11 protein-coding genes and 2 rRNA genes are annotated in these 19,080 nt (G+C 71.2%); 2 read left to right on the plus strand and 11 right to left on the minus strand.

Going from position 1 to position 19,080, the window contains the following annotated elements; genetic code table 11:
• Positions 1-4 precede the first annotated feature (4 nt).
• The 8 genes from ACFVHI_RS06860 to ACFVHI_RS06895 all read right to left on the minus strand — a co-directional run bounded on the left by ACFVHI_RS06860 (position 5) and on the right by ACFVHI_RS06895 (position 12,911).
• Positions 5-373: a helix-turn-helix domain-containing protein gene (locus tag ACFVHI_RS06860; RefSeq protein ID WP_049660741.1), complete on the minus strand. Its 369-nt coding sequence runs from the start codon at positions 371-373 to the stop codon at positions 5-7.
• A gap of 380 nt (positions 374-753) precedes the next feature.
• A complete protein-coding gene (locus ACFVHI_RS06865) occupies positions 754-1,230 on the minus strand; it encodes a CinA family protein (RefSeq protein ID WP_063351397.1) in 477 nt (158 codons plus the stop codon).
• A gap of 32 nt (positions 1,231-1,262) precedes the next feature.
• The gene (pgsA, locus tag ACFVHI_RS06870; protein ID WP_380336457.1) at positions 1,263-1,901 is read right to left on the minus strand and encodes a CDP-diacylglycerol--glycerol-3-phosphate 3-phosphatidyltransferase; all 639 of its coding nucleotides are present in this window, start codon (positions 1,899-1,901) and stop codon (positions 1,263-1,265) included.
• Positions 1,898-3,391: a 30S ribosomal protein S12 methylthiotransferase RimO gene (rimO, locus tag ACFVHI_RS06875; protein WP_380336460.1), complete on the minus strand. Its 1,494-nt coding sequence runs from the start codon at positions 3,389-3,391 to the stop codon at positions 1,898-1,900. The genes pgsA and rimO overlap by 4 nt, the downstream gene beginning before the upstream one ends.
• Positions 3,392-3,508: 117 nt before the next feature.
• Positions 3,509-4,372, minus strand: coding sequence for a RodZ domain-containing protein (locus tag ACFVHI_RS06880; RefSeq protein ID WP_363374410.1), 864 nt, complete (start codon positions 4,370-4,372; stop codon positions 3,509-3,511).
• Between the two features lie 263 nt (positions 4,373-4,635).
• A complete protein-coding gene (locus tag ACFVHI_RS06885) occupies positions 4,636-7,323 on the minus strand; it encodes a DNA translocase FtsK (RefSeq protein ID WP_380336464.1) in 2,688 nt (895 codons plus the stop codon).
• Between the two features lie 146 nt (positions 7,324-7,469).
• Positions 7,470-8,108, minus strand: a complete 639-nt coding sequence (locus tag ACFVHI_RS06890) for a response regulator (protein WP_063351395.1) — start codon at positions 8,106-8,108, stop codon at positions 7,470-7,472.
• 294 nt (positions 8,109-8,402) lie between these two features.
• Positions 8,403-12,911: a hybrid sensor histidine kinase/response regulator gene (locus ACFVHI_RS06895; protein ID WP_063351394.1), complete on the minus strand. Its 4,509-nt coding sequence runs from the start codon at positions 12,909-12,911 to the stop codon at positions 8,403-8,405.
• 571 nt (positions 12,912-13,482) lie between these two features.
• Between ACFVHI_RS06895 and ACFVHI_RS06900 the strand changes: the two genes are divergently transcribed.
• Together ACFVHI_RS06900 and ACFVHI_RS06905 are read left to right on the plus strand one after the other, a co-directional pair.
• Entirely contained in the window at positions 13,483-16,044 is a 2,562-nt protein-coding gene (locus ACFVHI_RS06900; RefSeq protein ID WP_380336467.1) for a SpoIIE family protein phosphatase, read from the plus strand.
• A gap of 304 nt (positions 16,045-16,348) precedes the next feature.
• A complete protein-coding gene (locus ACFVHI_RS06905) occupies positions 16,349-16,912 on the plus strand; it encodes an acetate uptake transporter (protein ID WP_063349313.1) in 564 nt (187 codons plus the stop codon).
• Here ACFVHI_RS06905 and ACFVHI_RS06910 read toward each other — a convergent pair.
• The 3 genes from ACFVHI_RS06910 to ACFVHI_RS06920 form a co-directional block, all read right to left on the minus strand.
• Positions 16,905-17,750 carry a phosphatase PAP2 family protein gene (locus tag ACFVHI_RS06910; protein WP_079135872.1) on the minus strand — a complete coding sequence of 282 codons (846 nt, stop codon included), beginning with the start codon at positions 17,748-17,750 and terminating at the stop codon, positions 16,905-16,907. The two genes, ACFVHI_RS06905 and ACFVHI_RS06910, sit on opposite strands and share 8 nt — an antisense overlap.
• Before the next feature lie 98 nt (positions 17,751-17,848).
• Positions 17,849-17,965 (minus strand): 5S ribosomal RNA (rrf, locus tag ACFVHI_RS06915).
• Positions 17,966-18,052: 87 nt separating this feature from the next.
• Positions 18,053-19,080: ribosomal RNA gene (locus ACFVHI_RS06920) — 23S ribosomal RNA — on the minus strand; the annotation flags it as partial.

Raw genomic sequence — 19,080 nt, forward strand, 5'->3', positions numbered from 1 at the left:
GGGTTCAGGCGGCGACCACGTCCATCGCGGCGGCCTTGGGCGACATGTTCGCCCGGTCGGTGCCGGGGGCGGGCAGCGGAACCGGTTCGAGTACCGGCCTCAGCAGATCACCTTCGGAGAGGGTGGCCATCGCCGCAAGTTCAGCGAGCGACAGTTCGTCGCTGACCTCGCGCATGACCTCGGACATCCGGACGTCGAGCGCGTCGCAGATGGCGGAGAGCAGCTCCGAGGAGGCCTCCTTCTGTCCCCGCTCGACCTCGGAGAGGTAACCGAGCGAAACCCTGGCTGCCGCCGACACCTCGCGGAGTGTGCGGCCCTGGCGCTGGCGCTGCCGACGCAGTACATCGCCCAGTAGGCGACGAAGCAGGATCATCGGTGCCTCCCTCCTCGGACTGCGGATCGAGATGTCACGACCCCACCGTACCGCCTTGCCCGCTTCGCGTGCGGGGACCCTGGTCGTGTTCACTCTGGGCTGCAAGGCTGTCCCCCTCCTCGTTCCGGTGTCGTTTCCGGGTCCGCGGGCCCCTCGTGGTACCCCTCGCGGACCGCCCGGCCACCGTCACGCAACTCGTTCGCCACCTGGTTTCTGCCCAACCAGGCCCTTGGATGTAACACGATCCTCCAGCTGTGCCATGCCCGCGGACCGGATCGGCGGATCTCGGTTCGGTGGAGATCACCGCGATCGGGGCTCCACCACGCCTCCGCGGCGCCTCCAACGGGCTGCGGGACGCCCGGGTGCGGGCCCCGCGGGGTTCAGGTCGTGGGCGTACCGGCCCGGAGCCGCCCGACGAACAGCTCCAGAGCGGCGGTCACCGCCCCGTGACGGATTCTGGCACGCCCGCCCGACAGCCGGGGCGAACTGACCAGAGTTCCCTCCGGACCGGCGACCGCCAGGTGTACGGTGCCCACCGACTGCCCGTCCTGCGGGTCCGGCCCGGCCACCCCGGTCGTCGCGATCCCGTACGTGGCCCCCAGCAGCCGGCGCACGCCCTCGGCCATCTGCCCCGCCACCACCGGGTGGACCGGCCCGTACACCGCCAGGAGCCCCTCGTCCACGCCGAGCACCGAGGCCTTCAGCTCGGTGGCGTACGCGGTGACCGAGCCCCGGAAGGTCGCGGACGCCCCGGGGACGTCGACCAGGGCGGCCGCGAGCAGCCCTCCGGTCAGCGACTCGGCGACGGCCAGCGTGCCGCCCCTGGCCCGCAGCGCCTCGTGCGCCCGTACCGCCAGCTCGTGCTCCGTCACCCGGTCTCCCCCGTCGCTCACCGGCCCGCGCGCTCCGCGGCCAGTCCCTCGCGGCGCATGCGCAGCGCCTGTCCGACGTAGTCCAGCGCGGTGCCGATGGTCAGCAGTACCGCCAGGGCCATCAGCACGGCCCGGGCGGTGGCCAGCCAGCCGGTCAGCTCCAGGACGTACATGCCGACCGCGATGCCCTGGGTCAGCGTCTTGATCTTGCCGCCGCGGCTGGCCGGGATGACGCCGTAGCGGATCACCCAGAAGCGCATCAGGGTGATGCCGAGTTCGCGGGCCAGGATCACCGCGGTGACCCACCAGGGCAGGTCTCCGAGCAGCGAGAGGCCGATCAGCGCCGAGCCCATGATCGCCTTGTCGGCGATCGGGTCGGCGATCTTCCCGAAGTCGGTGACCAGGCCCTTGCGCCGGGCCAGCTCGCCGTCGAACAGGTCGGTGATCATCGCGATGGCGAACGACGCCCAGGCGACCGAGCGCCACTTGGGGTCGTGCCCGCCGTCGGCGAACAGCAGCGACACGAAGACCGGCACCAGCAGCAGCCGGAGCATCGTGAGCATGTTGGCGATGTTCCAGACAGCCGGCACCGGCGGCACCGCGGCCGACGGTCTGCCCGGATGGGCCGCGGCCGGGGCGCCGGGCCCCTTGGTCATTCCCCGGCTCCCGGGGCCTGACGGACCCGGACCGGCTCCAGCGCCTCGGCGATCAGGTCGACGCCTTCGCTGGCGACCACCTTGGCCCGGTGGAACTGGCCGATCTGCGGGTCCTCGACGCCGGTGAGGGTGGTCAGGCCGTCGGTCTCGGGGGCCTGGTGGGCGGCCCGGCCCTCGACCACGCCGTCCTCGATGGACTCGATCAGGACCTCGACCTCGGTGCCGATGCGCTGCTCGGCCCGCTGGGCGGTCATCTCCTCGGCCAGCCGGCTGAGCCGGTTCAGGCGGTCGGCGATCACGTCCTCGGACAGCTTGCCGTCGTAGGTCGCGGCCTCGGTGCCGTCCTCGTCGGAGTAGCCGAAGACGCCGATCGCGTCCAGCCCGGCGTGCGTGACGAAGCGCTCCAGCTCGGCGAAGTCCGCCTCGGTCTCGCCGGGGAAGCCGACGATGAAGTTGGACCGGGCGCCGGCCTGCGGGGCCCGGTCGCGGATGGTCTTCAGCAGGTCCAGGAACTGGTCGGTGGAGCCGAAGCGGCGCATCCGGCGCAGCACGGCGGGCGCCGAGTGCTGGAAGGACAGGTCGAAGTAGGGCACCACGTCCGTGGTCCCGGTCATCGCGTCGATCAGGCCGGGGCGCATCTCGGCGGGCTGCAGGTAGGAGACCCGGACCCGCTCGACGCCCTCGATCGCGGAGATCTCGCCGAGCAGCGTCTCCAGCAGCCGGATGTCGCCGAGGTCCTTGCCGTACGAGGTGTTGTTCTCGCTCACCAGGACGACCTCGCGCACGCCCTGCTCGGCCAGCCACTGGGCCTCGTGCAGCACGTCGGAGGGGCGGCGGGAGATGAAGGAGCCGCGGAACGCCGGGATGGCGCAGAAGGAGCACCGCCGGTCGCAGCCGGAGGCGAGCTTGACCGAGGCGACCGGGTTGTCGTCGAGCCGCTTGCGCAGGGTGCGCGGGCCGGAGGCCGGGGCGAGGCCCTCGGGCAGGTCGGTGATCGGCTCGGCCGGGGTCTCGGCGGCGCCGTGGCCGGGCAGCGCGACGGCCTCGGCGGCGGACTGCCGCTCGGCCGGGCTGATCGGCAGCAGCTTGCGGCGGTCGCGCGGGAGGTGCGGGGCGTGGTGGCCGCCGGAGAGGATGGTCTGGAGGCGGTCGGAGATGTCGGAGTAGTCGTCGAAGCCGAGCACGCCGTCGGCCTCGGGCAGGGCGTCGGCGAGCTCCTTGCCGTAGCGCTCGGCCATGCAGCCGACCGCGACGACGGCCTGGGTGCGGCCGTGCCCCTTGAGGTCGTTGGCCTCCAGCAGGGCGTCCACGGAGTCCTTCTTGGCGGCCTCGACGAAGCCGCAGGTGTTGACGACGGCGACGTCCGCTTCGGCGGCGTCGTCGACGAGCAACCAGCCGTCGGCTTCCAGTCGCCCGGCGAGTTCCTCGGAGTCCACCTCGTTGCGGGCGCATCCGAGCGTGACAAGGGCGACAGTACGGCGTTCAGGCATAGGGCCAAGATTAACGCGCGGCCTCCGGTGCCGTTCGCCCCGGAGGCCGCGCGCCTCGGATTACCAGATCTTCGCCAGGCCGCAGGGCCGCTCTCCAGGGCCTCCGCAGGCCTGTGGTCAGCCCGCCTGCGGATCGCCGGGGGTGTACGTGACGTGCACCACCTGGCCGTCCTTGCCGAGGAGGCCGAGATCCTTGCCGTTGACGTACGCGTGCACGGCCCCGCCGTTTCCGAGCACCAGCTTGATCTGCTTGGGGTCGGTGAAGGTCTGGTCCTGGCCGTCGCTGATGTTGTTCTGGAACAGCGACTTCCCGCTGCCGTCCACCGCGGACACCCAGCTGGTGCTGCCCTCGGCGACCAGTTTCACGGTGACCTTGTCGGCCGGGACGGCGGCGATCGCGGCCGCACTCGGCACGGGCGCCGGCGGCTGCACGGTGGGCGAGGGCACGGAGGCGACCGAGCCGGTGCCGGAACCGCTGGGCAGCGGCGCGCTGGCGGAGCCGGTGCCGGTGTGGCCGTCCTTGCCGCTGACCAGGTTGAAGCCGATCAGGACGACCACCACGACGATCGCGGAGACCATGGCCGCCGCCCAGTTCGGCCGGCCGCGGCCGGGCACCTTGATCGGGCCGCTGTCGATCAGCTGGGTCGGCCGCTTGGAGGCGGGCGAGCCGCCGTGCGCGGCGTCGTACCGGGCGATCAGGGCCTCGCCGTCGACGCCGACCTCGCGGGCAATCGCGCGGATGTGCCCGCGGGCGTAGAAGTCGCCGCCGCAGCGGCCGAAGTCGTCCTCCTCGATGGCGTGGACGATCGGCACCCGGACCCGGGTCGCCGTACTCACCTGGTCCACCGTGAGCCCGGCCTCGATCCGGGCGGTGGACAGCACCCGGCCGATGCTCGGGGCATCGGCCGCCTGCACCGCGTCGTCGGTCGGCTCGACGGACGACGGGGCGTTCTCGCGGTCGGGGGACTTGCCGATGGTCACGGGGCACGCCTTTCGAGCGGATGGCCACCTGCTGGGGAACAGTCTAGGGGCGCGGGCGGATCGTTTCTCAAGCGGAACAGGCCCGAATGCGCGCGCCCGCCCCGACGGGTGCCCGGCACCCCGCTGAACGGCCGTCAGCGGGCCCGCGCGGGGAACCCGGGGGGTTCGCTTTCCGGCCTGTGACGCGGCGTACGGGCGTTCGGTTCCCCTTCACGCGCCTACCCTCCTCCGAACGGGTGAACACTCGTCGCAGGCGCGGGTCGTCAGCCGCGCAGGGCGACCAGCACCCCGTCCAGCTCGTCCGGCTTCACCAGGACGTCGCGGGCCTTGGAGCCCTCGCTCGGCCCGACGATCCCGCGCGACTCCATCAGGTCCATCAGCCGCCCCGCCTTGGCGAAGCCGACCCGGAGCTTGCGCTGGAGCATCGAGGTCGAGCCGAACTGGGTGGAGACCACCAGCTCGGCCGCCTGGATCAGCAGGTCCAGGTCGTCGCCGATCTCCTCGTCGATCTCCTTCTTGGCCCCGCCGCCGACCGTCACGTCGTCCCGGTAGACGGCGGTCAGCTGGTCCTTGCAGTGCTGCACCACCGCGGCGATCTCCGCCTCGGTGACGAACGCGCCCTGGAGGCGGATCGGCTTGCCGGCGCCCATCGGCAGGAACAGCGCGTCGCCCTTGCCGATCAGCTTCTCCGCGCCGGGCTGGTCCAGGATGACCCGGGAGTCGGCCATCGCGGAGGTCGCGAAGGCCAGCCGGGACGGCACGTTGGCCTTGATCAGGCCGGTGACCACGTCCACCGAGGGCCGCTGGGTGGCCAGCACCAGGTGGATGCCGGCCGCGCGGGCCAGCTGGGTGATCCGGACCACCGAGTCCTCGACGTCGCGCGGCGCCACCATCATCAGGTCGGCCAGCTCGTCGACGATCACCAGCAGGTACGGGTACGGGGTCAGCTCGCGCTCGCTGCCGAGCGGCGGGGTGACCGTGCCGGCCTTCACCGCCGCGTTGAAGTCGTCCACGTGCCGGAAGCCGAACGCCGCGAGGTCGTCGTAGCGCAGGTCCATCTCGCGGACCACCCACTGGAGGGCCTCGGCGGCCTTCTTCGGGTTGGTGATGATCGGCGTGATCAGGTGCGGGATGCCCTCGTACGCGGTCAGTTCGACCCGCTTGGGGTCGACCAGCACCATCCGGACCTCGTCCGGGGTGGCCCGGGCCAGGATCGAGGTGATCAGGCAGTTGATGCAGGACGACTTGCCCGCGCCGGTCGCGCCGGCCACCAGGATGTGCGGCATCTTGGCGAGGTTGGCCATCACGGTCTGGCCCTCGACGTCCTTGCCCATGCCGACGACCATCGGGTGGGTGTCCTCGGCGGCCGTGCGCGAGCGCAGCAGGTCGCCGAGGTTGACCATCTCGCGGTCCCGGTTGGGGATCTCGATGCCGACCGCGGACTTGCCCGGGATCGGGCTGATGATCCGCACGTCGGCGCTGGCCACCGCGTACGCGATGTTCTTGGCGAGCGCGGTGATCCGCTCCACCTTGACGGCCGGGCCGAGCTCGACCTCGTAGCGGGTCACCGTCGGGCCCCGGGTGAAGCCGGTGACCCTGGCGTCCACCTTGAACTCGGCGAAGGTGCTGCTGAGCTGGGCCACCACCTCGTCGTTGAGGGCGCTGCGGGCCTTGGCCGGGCCGCCGCGCTCCAGCAGGTCGAGCGGGGGCAGCGCGTAGGTGACGTCGCCGGCCAGCTGGAGCTGCTCCATCCGCACCGGGGCCGGGCCGTGCTCCTCGGGCGCGCCCGGGCCCGCGCTGCGGGCGGCCGGGACGGCGGCCTCCTCCGGCGGGGCGGTGCGGTCCTGCACCTGGTGCATCATGTTCGCCACCGCCGAGGAGGCGGGCACGCCGTAGACGAGTGCCCCGTCCAGGTCGGCGGCGGCGCCGGCGGCGAGGTCGCGGGTGGCGTACGGGTCCAGCGGCTCCTTGTCCAGGGACACCCGGACGGCGTCGGGCTGGTCCTCGTCGTCCGCCGGCTTGCGGCGGCGGCGCCGACGGCGGGCGGCCACCTCGTCGCCCGGGTCCTCGCTGCCCACGGTGAACGGCAGCGCGGCGGGGTCCGCGTCCTCGGGCGGTTCGGTGGACAGGTCGCGCTCCGGCGTACGCCCCTCGCGCAGCTCGTCCTCCGGCCCGGGCTCCACCACGCCGAGCCGCACGCCGGCCGACCGCAGCCGCTCGGGAATGCGGTTGACCGGGGTGGCGGTGACCACCAGCAGGCCGAAGAAGGACAGCAGCAGGAGCAGCGGCACGGCCAGCGCCGGCCCGGCGGCGGCCATCATCGGGGTGGACACGGCCCAGCCGATGATCCCGCCGGCCGCCCTTATCCGCGAGGCGCCGCTGCCCATCATGGGCGCGCCACAGCCGATGTGCACCAGGCCGAGGACGCCGACCAGCAGCGCGCTCAGGCCGATCATGATCCGGCCGTTGGCCTCCGGCAGCTCCGGGTGGCGCCAGAGCCGGACCGCGATCCCGGCCAGCAGGAACGGCACCAGCACGTCGAGCCGCCCGAACAGCCCGGACACCACGGCGGTGGCCGCCTCGCCCAGCCAGCCCTGCGGGCTGAACCAGGTGCCGGCGGCGGTCACCAGCGCGAGTGCGAACAGCAGCAGGCCCAGCCCGTCCTTGCGGTGGGCCGGGTGGAGGTTCTTGGCCCCGTCGCCGAAGCCCCGGAAGATCGCGGCGATGCTGTTCGCCACGCCGAGCCAGACGGCCCGGACGGCCCGGAAGAGTATCGGCTTGGGCGGCGGCGGGGACGGCGGGGACGGTTTGGCCGCCGCCTTCTTCGCCGGGGCCGCCTTCTTGGCCGCCGCCTTCTTCGCGGGCGGCTTGCCCGGGGCCTTCGCCGCGGCCTTCTTGGACGGTCCCGGACTCGGGTTGCGTGCCGCGCTTCCGGGCGTACGAGTGGCCATGGGTCAGCAGCCTACCGGGGTGGGCCACCAGTGCACATGTGCCCGAGCCGGGGCTCAGGGACGTGTCGCAGACACACCGTCACGCTGACCCGGCTTCACCCGGCCGCGCCAGAAATTCACCCGCAGGAGTGAACCCCGCCGACCGGTTACGCGGTTCCCGGCCGGAGCGCGTCCAGGGCCCGGCGCAGCCCCGCCAGCTTGCGCTCCAGGTGCGCCGCGGTGGCCGCCACCCCGGCGTCCTCGACGCCGTCCAGCTGCTTACCCAGCGCCTCCGCCTGCTCCTCGACCGCCGCCAGCCGCGCGGACAGCTCGCCCAGCAGCGCCCCGCCCAGGGGAGGCTCGCCGCCGCCCGCCTCCAGTTGCAGCCGCAGCAGCGCGGCCTGCTCCTTCAGCTGGCAGTTCTTCACGTACAGGTCGACGAAGACCGAGACCTTGGCGCGCAGCACCCACGGGTCGAAGGGCTTGGAGATGTAGTCCACGGCCCCGGCCGCGTAGCCGCGGAAGGTGTGGTGCGGGCCGTGGTTGATCGCGGTCAGGAAGATGATCGGGATGTCCCGGGTGCGCTCGCGGCGCTTGATGTGGGCGGCCGTCTCGAAGCCGTCCATCCCGGGCATCTGGACGTCCAGCAGGATCACCGCGAAGTCGTCGGTGAGCAGCGCCTTGAGCGCCTCCTCGCCGGAGACGGCGCGCACCAGCGTCTGGTCCAGCGCGGAGAGGATCGCCTCCAGCGCCAGCAGGTTCTCCGGTCGGTCGTCGACCAGGAGGATCTTCGCCTTCTGCATCAGGGCTCGCCCTCCTGTCGCCTGCCTGCCGCCCGGTGATGGCACTCGCGTCCTGCCCACCGCTACCCCGGTCATGCTAGCCGCACCCCCTCGCCCGGCACATCGCTCCGTCGTGACCCGATCCGGAGCGGCGCGCGGCCAGTGCTCCGGCGCACGCTCAGCAGCGTGTCGCCGTCCGGTCACTGTTCGCAACGATCGGTGACCCTACCGGGTTCCCGGGCCCGACCGCCAGCAAACCGGCCCACCGGACGGCGCGAACCCCGGAGCCCGCCCCGGAGTTCGCGCCCTCCCCTGGCGCTACGCGCGGTCCGCCCGCAGCCACTCGCGCATCACCGCCAGCAGGTGGTCGGTCTCCACCGGCTTGGTGATGTGGTCGGTGGCGCCCGCCTCCAGCGACTTCTCCCGGTCGCCCTTCATCGCCTTCGCGGTCAGCGCGATGATCGGCAGGCCCGCGAACTGGGGCATCCGGCGGATCGCCTCGGTGGTCGCGTAGCCGTCCATCTCCGGCATCATGATGTCCATCAGGACCAGCGCCACGTTCTCGTGCTGCTCCAGCATCTCGATGCCCTCGCGCCCGTTCTCGGCGTACAGGACGGTCAGGCCGTGCTGCTCCAGCACGCTGGTGAGGGCGAACACGTTGCGGACGTCGTCGTCCACGATCAGCACCTGCTGGCCGTCGAAGCGCACGTCGCTGCGGCTGGGGCGGGGCGGGGCGGGCTCCACCGGGCGGGCCCCGGCGGCGGCGTCCAGGGCGGCGCTGCGCCGTCGCTCCACCGCGCCGCGGCGGCGCTCCTCGGCCAGCTCGCGGACCTCCTGGGCCCAGTGGTCGGCCGGGTTCTCGCCGACCGGCACGGGCACCCCGATCGGGGTCACGCCGACGGAGGCGCGCAGCGTCGGGACGCTCGACACGACCGGGCGCTCGACCTGGGTCGCGCCCGGGGCCTCGGTGCGCAGCGGCAGGTAGAGCGTGAACGTGGAGCCCTTGCCCAGCTCGCTCTCGGCGTGGATCTCGCCGCCCAGCAGCCGCGCGATCTCGCGGCTGATCGACAGGCCGAGCCCGGTGCCGCCGTACTTGCGGCTGGTGGTGCCGTCGGCCTGCTTGAACGCCTCGAAGATCTCCCGCAGCTTGTTGCCGGGGATGCCGATGCCGGTGTCGGAGACCGCGAAGGCGATCAGCTCGTCGTCCGGGTCCTTGATCGAGCCGGACTCCAGCAGCCGCTCGCGCACGTGCTGCGGGACCTCCGCGCCGGCCGGGGAGATCGAGAAGTCGACCGCGCCGGCGTCGGTGAACTTGACGGCGTTGGAGATCAGGTTGCGCAGCACCTGCTGGAGCCGCTGCTCGTCGGTGTGCAGGGTGACCGGCAGGGCGGGCGAGACCCGGACGGCGAAGTCCAGGTTCTTGTCCAGCGCGACCGGCTGGAAGGTGGCCTCGACGTAGTCGACCAGCTGGACGAGGGCGATCCGGGCCGGGCGGACGTCCATCTTGCCGGCCTCGACCTTGGAGAGGTCGAGGATGTCGTTGATCAGCTGGAGCAGGTCGGAGCCGGCGCCGTGGATGGTGTCGGCGAACTCGACCTGCTTGGGCGAGAGGTTGCCCTCGTTGTTGTCGGAGAGCAGCTTGGCCAGGATCAGCAGCGAGTTGAGCGGGGTGCGCAGCTCGTGCGACATGTTGGCGAGGAACTCGCTCTTGTACCGGGAGGCCAGGGCGAGCTGCTCGGCGCGCTCCTCCAGGACCTGCCGGGCCTCCTCGATCTCGCTGTTCTTGATCTCGATGTCGCGGTTCTGCTGGGCGAGTTGCTCGGCCTTCTCCTGCAACTCCTCGTTGGTGCGCTCCAGTTCCTCCTGGCGCGCCTCCAACTCGGCGGATCGCATCGAGAGTTCGGCGGTGAGCCGCTGGGACTCCAGCAGCAGGCCCTCGGTCTTGGTGTTGACGCTGATGGTGTTGACGGTGACGCCGATCAGGTCGGCGATCTGGTTGAGGAAGTCCAGCGCGACGGTGGTGAAGGAGCTGAAGGTGGCCAGCTCGATCACGCCCAGCAGCCGGCCCTCGAACAGCACCGGCAGCACCACGATGTGGGCCGGCGAGGCCTCGCCGAGGCCGGAGGCGATCTTGAGGTATCCGGGCGGCGCCTCCTTGAGGATGATCGCCCGCTTCTCCACCGCGGCCTGCCCGATCAGCGACTCGCCGGGCCGGAAGGTGGTCGGCATCGCGCGCCGCTGGTAGCCGTAACTGCCGATCAGCCGCAGGACGGTGTCGTTCTCGTCGTCGTCCTCGGTGATCAGCTCGGCGGTGCGGCCGGCCGGCTGGGCGAGGAAGAAGGCGCCGTGCTGGGCGGAGACCACCGGGGTCAGCTCGGTCATGATCAGCGAGGCGACGGCCTCCAGGTCCCGGCGGCCCTGGAGCAGGCCGGAGATCCGGGCCAGGTTGGTCTTGAGCCAGTCCTGCTCCTGGTTGGTGCGGGTGGTCTCGCGCAGGTTGGCGATCATCTGGTTGATGTTGTCCTTGAGCTCGTCGAGCTCCCCCGCGGCGTCCACGTCGATCCGCAGGCTCAGGTCGCCCCTGGTCACGGCGGTGGCGACCTGGGCGATCGCGCGCACCTGCCGGGTCAGGTTGTTGGCCAGTTCGTTCACCGATTCGGTGAGGTCCTGCCAGGTGCCGTCCACGCCGGGTACCCGGGCCTGGCCGCCGAGCCGCCCGTCGGTGCCCACCTCGCGGGCGACCCGGGTGACCTCGTCGGCGAACGCCGACAGCTGGTCGACCATGGTGTTGATGCTGGTCTTGAGCTGGAGGATCTCGCCGCGCGCGTCGACGTCGATCTTCTGCGAGAGGTCGCCGCGGGCCACCGCCGTGATCACCAGCGCGATGTTGCGGACCTGGCCGGTGAGGTTGTTGGCCATCAGGTTGACGTTGTCGGTCAGGTCCTTCCAGATGCCGGCCACGCCCGGCACGCTCGCCTGACCGCCCAGGGTGCCGTCGGTGCCGACCTCGCGGGCCACCCTGGTCACCTCCACCGCGAAGGAGGAGAGCTGGTCGACCATGGTGTTCAAGGTCCCGGCGAGGGCGGCGACCTCGCCCTGCGCCTCGATGGTGATCTTCTTGGACAGGTCGCCGCGGGCCACCGCGGTGGCGACCTCGGCGATGTTGCGGACCTGCCCGGTCAGGTTGGACGCCATGAAGTTGACGTTGTCGGTCAGGTCCTTCCAGATCCCCGACACCCCGCGCACCCGCGCCTGGCCGCCCAGGATCCCCTCGGTGCCCACCTCGCGGGCGACCCGGGTCACCTCGTCGGCGAACGCCGACAGCTGGTCGACCATGGTGTTGACGGTCGTCACCAGCTCCAGGATCTCGCCCCGGGCGTCGACGGTGATCTTCTTCGACACGTCGCCGCGCGCCACCGCCGTGGTCACCTCGGCGATGTTGCGGACCTGGCTGGTCAGGTTGTTGGCCATCAGGTTGACGCTGTTGGTCAGGTCCTTCCACGTCCCGGACACCCCGGGCACGCTCGCCTGACCGCCGAGGATGCCCTCGGTGCCGACGTCCCGGGCCACCCTGGTGACCTCGTCGGCGAAGGCGCCCAGCTGGTCCACCATCGTGTTGATGGTGTTCTTCAGCTCCAGGATCTCCCCGCGCGCGTCCACCTGGATCTTCTGCGACAGGTCGCCCTTGGCGACCGCGGTCGTCACCTGCGCGATGTTGCGCACCTGATCGGTGAGGTTGTTCGCCATGAAGTTGACGTTGTCGGTCAGATCGCGCCACACCCCGGCCGCCCCGGGCACCTGCGCCTGACCGCCGAGCCGCCCCTCGGTGCCCACCTGGCGGGCCACCCTGGTCACCTGTTCGGCGAAGCCGGAGAGCTGGTCGACCATCGTGTTGATGGTGTTCTTCAGCTCCAGCATCTCGCCGCGCGCGTCCACCTCGATCTTCTGCGAGAGGTCCCCGCGCGCCACCGCCGTGGTCACCTGGGCGATGTTGCGCACCTGGCCGGTCAGGTTGTCGGCCATGAAGTTCACCGAGTCGGTCAGGTCCCGCCAGACCCCGGCCACGCCCGGCACCTGCGCCTGGCCGCCGAGCCGGCCCTCGGTGCCCACGTCCCTGGCCACCCCGGTGACCTGGGCGGCGAACCCGTTCAGCTGGTCCACCATCGTGTTGACGGTGTTCTTCAGCTCCAGCATCTCGCCGGCCACCTCGACGGTGACCTTGCGGGACAGGTCGCCCTTGGCCACCGCGGTGGTCACCTGGGCGATGTTGCGCACCTGCGCGGTCAGCCGGCCGGCCATGGTGTTGACCGAATCCGCCAGGTCCTTCCAACTGCCGGACACACTGCGGACCTTGGCCTGGCCGCCCAGCTTGCCCTCGGTGCCCACCTCGCGGGCCACCCGGGTCACCTCGTCGGTGAATTCCGAGAGCTGGTCCACCAGCCCGTTGACGGTCCGGCCGATCTTCAGGTATTCGCCGCGCAGCGGGTGGCTCACCCCGTTGCTGTGCAGCGAGCGCAGCTCCATCTTCTGGTCCAGGTCGCCCTCGGCGATCGAGGAGAGCACCCGGCCCACCTCGGCCATCGGACGGGCCAGATCGTCGATCAGCGCGTTGCAGTTGTCGACGGCCGCCATCCAGGCGCCCTCGCCCGCGCCGGTCTCCAGCCGCTCGTTCAGCCGGCCCTCGCGGCCCACCGCCCGCCGCACCCGGGCCAGTTCGCCGGTCAGGTGCTGATTGCGCTCGGCGACCTCGTTGAACACCGCGGCGATCTCCGCCAGCGGACCGTCCCCCGGAACCGTCAGCCGGCGGCGGAAGTTGCCGTCCCGCATCGCGGTCAGCGCGGCCAACAGCTTCCGCAGTTCGGCCGGCTCCGCCCCCCGGTTGTGGCTCACTCGCCGGCCGGCCGCGTTCCGCGGCGCGGTCCCGGACCGCCCACCGCGCGGAACGGGCGGCGTCGTACCGGTTGCGTCCTTGGTGGCCGAACTCAACGGGCCCCTCCCACATCGTGAACTTTCCCGGTGACCGTCCGTGCCGGTACGGCACGCACCGGGGCACCGGCCCGGTCGGGCTGCGTACCGGCGCCCCACACGGCACACCGGCACCCGCATCGACCGTACTGCTCCGACCGGCCGTCGCGGACCCCCCAGTCTGGCAGCACCGGCGCCGGGTATACGGCCGGTTGCGCCCGGTTGGTAGCCGACCGTCCGAAACAGGTGGGCAGAATCACTCTCAGGTGCCTGTTTCAACGCCCCGTCCCCACGGGGAACCAAGCGGAAAGTAGGGTGGAGCGCTGCACCGGGCCATGACCCGACCCAGCGCCGCCACCCCGGCGGCACGCACCGGGAGTCGGCGCCACGCCCCGGACAGTCAAGGCCAGAGCAGCAGAGGAGAAGTGGCAACGTGGTCACCGCGCGCGCAGCCGCCACCTTCGACCCCGACGGCCGGTCCGCAGCCGCCGCCCGGGGCTTCGTACGGGACGCGCTGCTCGGCTGGGGTCTGCCCGAGGTCGTCGACGACGCCGTCGTCCTGGTCAGCGAACTGGTCACCAACGCCGTCGTCCACGCCGGCACCGCCGCCGAGGTGTGCTGCCTGCGGGAGGAGGGCACCGTCCGGATCGAAGTCACCGACCACCACCCCGAACGCGGCCTGCCCTCCCTCGGCGACGGCCCCGTCACCGCCTCCGACCGCTACGCCGACCCCGACGGCGAGGGCGGCCGCGGCCTGCTGATGTGCTCCGCCCTCGCCGAGCGCTGGGGCGTCGAGTACGCGGCCGGGCGCAAGACCGTCTGGTTCCGGCTCGCCCTGCCCGCCCCCGTGGCCGGCACCCGCTACGCCGTCCCCGCGACCCCCGGCAGCGACCTGCCCAGCGGCCCCGGCCCGGTGCACGTCGCCGTCGTCCAGCTCGACGAGGACGGCCGCGTCCTCGCCTGGAACCCGGACGCCGAGGCGCTGTTCCAGTACCCCGCCACGACCGTCCTCGGCCGCCCCTGGGCCGACCTCGCCGTCTGGCCGCAGTCCGCCGGCCGCGGCCTCGGCCTCGCCGACACCCTGCGGCTGGCCCGCTGGGAGGGCGGCTACGGCGTCCGCCGCGCGGACGGCCACGAGGTCGAGGTGTACGGCGTCCAGGTCCGCGTGCGCGACACCGAGGGCGTCCCCTCCACCCTCTGCCTGCTCGTCCTCGAACCCGACCGCGCGGTGCTCCGCTCCCCCGCCCGCGCCCTGCCCTGCGAGCGTTCCGACCCGACCGGCCCCCGGCTCGACCTGCTGGCCGGCCCGGTCGCCACCGACGACCTCGACACCCTGCTCCAGCGCACCGTCGAACGCGCCCGCGACCTGCTCGACGCCGACGCCGCGTACCTGCTGCTGACCACCGACGACGAGACCGAGTTCGAGGTCCGCGCCGCCACCGGCTTCACCTCCGGGCACCGCCGGCACACCCGCTTCCCGGTCGACACCGGCAGCCGCTACGACTCCGCCCGGCTGCCCTCCGTCCACGAGGACCTCACCTCCCGCCCGACCGGCCTGCCCCTGCTCACCGGCAGCGGCATGCGCTCCCTGGTCACCGTCCCGCTCAAGGTCGAGGGCCGGCTGATCGGCTCGCTCGGCATCGCCACCGCCGCGCCCGGCCGCTACGACAACGAGGACGCCCTGCGGCTGCAGTTCGCCGCCGACCGGGTCGCCCTCGCCATCGAGAGCACCCGGCTGACCGAGCTCGAACGACTCCGCCGGGGCTCGCTGTCCTTCCTCGTCGAGGCCTCCGACCTGCTCGCCGGCACCCTCGAACACGAGCAGACCCTCGCCCTGATGGCCCAGATGGCCGTCCCCACCCTCGCCTCCTGGTGCGCCGTCTACACCAAGGGCGACCACGGCGCCGCGGCCGGCCTCGCCTTCGTCCTGCACGAGGACGAGGACCGGATCGACCCGCTGCGCGACCTGCTCGACAAGACCCCGGCCCCCGACGCCGGCCCGACCCACGGCGTCCGCTTCTGGTCGGCGCCCGCCGAGACCGCCGCCGCCGGCGGCCTCACCGACAGCCCCGAACTCGCCGGACTGCTCGGCGAGACCGTCGTCCTGCCGCTGACCGCCCGCAACCGGGTCATCGGCCTGCTCGCGCTCGGCGTCCCGGCCGGCGTCCGGTTCCGCCAGGAGATCCTCGAACTCGCCGAGGACCTCTCCCGCCGGGCCGCCCTCGCGCTCGACAACTCCCGCCTCTACTCCGAGCGCACCGCCACCAGCCAGGCCCTGCAACGCAGCCTGCTGCCGCCGGACCTGCCCGAGATCCCGGGCGTCGAGGTCGACGTCTACTACCAGGCCGCCGGCGAGGGCAACGAGGTCGGCGGCGACTTCTACGACCTGTTCACCATCCGCGAGGGCACCTACGGCTTCGCCATCGGCGACGTCTGCGGCACCGGCCCCGAGGCCGCCTCGGTCACCGGCCTCGCCCGGCACTCGCTGCGACTGCTCGCCCGCGAGGGCCTGGACGCACCGCAGGTGCTCCGCCGCCTCAACGCGGCCATCCTGGACGAGGGTTCGCGCAGCCGCTTCCTCACCCTGCTCTACGGCGAACTGACGCCCCGCCCGGACGGCAGCATCGAACTGTCCCTGGTCTGCGCCGGCCACCCGCTGCCGCTCCGGCTGAGCACCAACGGCCAGGTCGACCGGGCCGCCACCCCGCAGCCGCTGCTCGGCGTCATGGAGGACCTCGACCTCACCGCCGAGCGCCTGGTGCTCTCCCCCGGTGAGGTCCTGCTGTGCGTCACCGACGGCGTCACCGAACGCCGCGAGGGCAGCCGGATGCTGGGCGACGACGGCCTCGCCGAGGTGCTCACGGGCTGTACCGGCCTGACCGCCGGGGCGGTCGCGATGCGGGTGCAGCGCGCCGTCGAGCGCTTCGCCCCGGAACCGCCGTCCGACGACATGGCCATCCTGACCCTGCGGGTGCCGACCCAGCGCGCCTCGTGAGCCGACACCGCCTCTCGGTCAGCCCCTGGCTCCCCGGTCGGCCCTGAGCGTTCCACAGCTGACATCGTCACAAATTGTTATATTCACAAGGGTACAAGCGAGTACGTCCGGGTACACCGATCTCACCGGGGAATCCCCCGGCGGGGACAGGACCGGCGGCTCTCCCGCCGACCCATCACTTCTGACCGCAGCCCGCGCACGCTCCAGCCGTGCGCCCTCGGCGCGGTCGCGCGCATCCACCTCATCGGACCACACCACTGCGTTGACTGCGCCCTGCGCGCGCCCAAAGTGAAAGGAGCCTCCGGTGAGCAACGAAGCTACCGGGGCAACGAACGCCCGCTCCACCGGAGCCGACGCGGGTAACCTCGGCTACCTCGCACTCGGCCTCACACTGCTCGCCTACGGCCTGCTCTCCACCGGCGTCTTCAGCGGCACCGGGGTCGGGGACGCGGCACACCTCGCCCATCTGGTCGGCGGAGTCACCCTCTTCATCGCGGGCCTGTGGCAGCTCCGCGGCGGCGAGGGCTTCACCGGAACGGCCTTCACCAGCCTCGGCGCCTTCTGGGCGACCTGGTCGACGGCCGGCGGGGCAGGCAAGAACGCCGCCGGCCTGTTCCTCCTGCTCTGGGCCCTGCTCGCCCTCACCCTGACCGCCGCCAGCTGGGGCGCGGGCCTGTTCAGCCGCGCCGTCTACGGCCTGCTCACGCTGTCCCTGCTGCTGAACGCCATCGCCGTCTTCGGCGGCTACAGCGGCCTCGCCAAGTTCGCCGGCTGGGTCGCGGCCGTCTCCGGGCTCACCGCCTGGTACTGGGCCACCTCCGCGCTCAGCAACGGCTCCTGGGGCAGGATCGCCCTGCCGGTCAAATGACCCGCTGCGGCTGATCCGCCGCGGCGTACCGGGGTCGGACCTCCGTGTCGACGGAGGCCCGACCCCGGCGACGTGCCACCAGGGCCTGGGCGGCGTACGCGAGCAGCAGGATCACGACGGCGACGATGCCGTCCGCCCAGAAGTGGTTCGCGGTCACCACGACCACCGCGACGGTCAGCACCGGGTGCAGCACCATCACCCACCGCAACGGACTCCGCGAGACCCGCACCACCGCGACCGCCGCCAGCACGCACCACGCGACGTGCACCGACGGCATCGCCGACAGCTGGTCGGCCACCACCACACCGCCCATCGCGCCCCCGTACACCGACTGCCCGTACTCGGCGGCCACGTCGACGAACCCGTGCTGCGGCAGCATCCGGGGCGGCGCCACCGGGATGAACTGCACCAGCAGACAGACCGCCGTGGTGATCACCACCGTGTTCCGCACCCACGCGTACCGCTCCCGGTGCCGCACGAACACCCAGAGCAGCACCGCCAGCATCACCGCGAAGTGCATCGCCGCGTAGTAGTAGTTCGCGAGCCTCACCAGCACCGGGTACGGCGTGACGGCCGCCTGCCAGGACGCCTCGTCCGGTAGACCGATCGCCGACTCGGTGCGGTGGATCCAGTCCGCCCGGTCCAGCGCGTGGTCTCCGCTCATCACCGAGAGATGGCCCACCAGCTGCCAGAGCGCGAACAGCGCCAGCAGCGTGCCGGCCTCCCGCAGCAGCGCCGACAAGGACGGCTTCCGGACCCTGGCGGCGGCGTACGCCCCGCCGTAGAGAGCGACCGCGGCGCCCCCGGCGGACTGCCAGGTAAGGGTCAGGTTCTGCAACGGATCGCGCCTCTCCGACAAACTCTGGTTCGTGTGTCGGCAGAGGTTAACGCAAAAAGACCCCCTCCCGGACGGGAGGGGGTCTTTTTGGAATAATTGTTCGGCGGCGTCCTACTCTCCCACAGGGTCCCCCCTGCAGTACCATCGGCGCTGTAAGGCTTAGCTTCCGGGTTCGGAATGTAACCGGGCGTTTCCCTCACGCTATGACCACCGAAACACTATGAAACTGTCAACCGCACCAACCCCGTAGCCAAACGGGTTGGGGTCGTTGTTTCAGAACAACACAGTGGACGCGAGCAACTGAGGACAAGCCCTCGGCCTATTAGTACCGGTCAACTCCACCCCTCACAGGGCTTCCATATCCGGCCTATCAACCCAGTCGTCTACTGGGAGCCTTACCCTCTCAAGGAGGTGGGAGTGCTCATCTCGAAGCAGGCTTCCCGCTTAGATGCTTTCAGCGGTTATCCCTCCCGAACGTAGCCAACCAGCCATGCCCTTGGCAGGACAACTGGCACACCAGAGGTTCGTCCGTCCCGGTCCTCTCGTACTAGGGACAGCCCTTCTCAACACTCCTACGCGCACAGCGGATAGGGACCGAACTGTCTCACGACGTTCTAAACCCAGCTCGCGTACCGCTTTAATGGGCGAACAGCCCAACCCTTGGGACCTACTCCAGCCCCAGGATGCGACGAGCCGACATCGAGGTGCCAAACCATCCCGTCGATATGGACTCTTGGGGAAGATCAGCCTGTTATCCCCGGGGTACCTTTTATCCGTTGAGCGACGGCGCTTCCACAAGCCACCGCCGGATCACTAGTCCCTACTTTCGTACCTGCTCGACCCGTCAGTCTCACAGTCAAGCTCCCTTGTGCACTTACACTCAACACCTGATTGCCAACCAGGCTGAGGGAACCTTTGGGCGCCTCCGTTACTCTTTAGGAGGCAACCGCCCCAGTTAAACTACCCACCAGACACTGTCCCTGATCCGGATCACGGACCCAGGTTAGACATCCAGCACGACCAGAGTGGTATTTCAACGACGACTCCACAACAACTGGCGTTGCTGCTTCAAAGTCTCCCACCTATCCTACACAAGCCGAACCGAACACCAATATCAAGCTATAGTAAAGGTCCCGGGGTCTTTCCGTCCTGCTGCGCGAAACGAGCATCTTTACTCGTAATGCAATTTCACCGGGCCTATGGTTGAGACAGTCGAGAAGTCGTTACGCCATTCGTGCAGGTCGGAACTTACCCGACAAGGAATTTCGCTACCTTAGGATGGTTATAGTTACCACCGCCGTTTACTGGCGCTTAAGTTCTCAGCTTCGCC

The sequence above is a fragment of the Kitasatospora sp. NPDC127121 genome, assembly GCF_042677305.1.
GTDB lineage: Bacteria > Actinomycetota > Actinomycetes > Streptomycetales > Streptomycetaceae > Kitasatospora.